Annotated in this window: 2 protein-coding genes; one reads left to right on the forward strand and one right to left on the reverse strand. The window is 63.9% G+C overall.

Annotation, left to right across the window (positions count from 1 at the left end):
• The coding region (locus ACFOY2_RS54665) for an RNA-guided endonuclease InsQ/TnpB family protein (RefSeq protein WP_379536113.1) at positions 1-750 on the reverse strand (750 nt) is incomplete at its 3' end.
• 65 nt (positions 751-815) lie between these two features.
• Here ACFOY2_RS54665 and tnpA point away from each other — a divergent pair.
• A partial coding sequence (gene tnpA, locus ACFOY2_RS54670) for an IS200/IS605 family transposase (protein WP_379536114.1) occupies positions 816-1021 on the forward strand: 206 nt, incomplete at its 3' end.

Consider the following 1021-nt stretch of genomic DNA (forward strand, 5'->3'; position numbering starts at 1 on the left):
TCCCTTCTTCGTGCGGGCGAGTTGCCGTTGCAGCCGTAGACACCGGTTGGCTTCGCCGGGCGACAGATACCCGAGGTCGTCTTTCCGGTCCTGTTTCGTCTCCCGTGGCAGTTGTCTGGAGGAGACTGCGCCGGTTCCGGCGTGGCGGCGGTCGAAGAACTCCCCATCCGAGGTCACGGCGGCCGTGACCACCCCCCGGTCCACGCCTGCCCATTCAGAGCACGCGTGTTTCTCACGCTCGGCGATCCCGTCGTCGAGCAGGAAGCTGATGAACCAGTGCCTGCCGTCCCGGGACACGGTCGCGGACTTCACGGTACCCCCGAGCGGGCGCGACATCCGAAACCGCGCCCACCCGAACTTGGGCAGGAACACCCGCCCCCACTTTCGGGCGATCCGCTCTACGGGCAGGTGTCCGGCGGTGGGGAACCGGAACGAGGGCCGCCACTTCGCCTTCGACTTCCAGTGCACCTTCCACGTGCCATGCTTGCGGCACGCCTCGTCCAGGTCCTTGAGGGACTGCTGGATCACCTGGGCGGGGGCGTCGGCGAGCCAGTCGCAGTACGGGTCCTTCTTAGCTTCGGCGAGTTGCCCGCACTGCTCGGCATAGTTGATCCACTCCCCGCGCCGCCGGTAATCCCGCCGTTGCTCGAGACCGGTGTTCCACACAGCCCGGCAGATCCCACCCAGCCTTTCGGCGAACGCCCGCTGCCCGAAGTCGAACTCCAGGCGGTACTTCCGGCCCGCCAGCATGCGCAACACCCCCTCGTTTATGGGACGCTCACGTCTCAATGCTCGAACACATTATCATCTGGCCTATGAGCCAGGAAATAGAATATCGACGAGGCAGACACGTGGTTTCCGCGATGCATATCCATCTGGTCTTTGTCACCAAATATCGCAGAAATGTGTTCGACGACGCGATGCTGCGCCGCTGCGAAGACATCATGATCGAGGTGTGCGACAGTTTCGAGGCCGAACTCCGCGAGTTCAACGGCGAACACGACCACGTCCACCTGCTCGT

The organism is Nonomuraea purpurea (assembly GCF_042650645.1).
Taxonomy (GTDB): domain Bacteria; phylum Actinomycetota; class Actinomycetes; order Streptosporangiales; family Streptosporangiaceae; genus Nonomuraea; species Nonomuraea purpurea.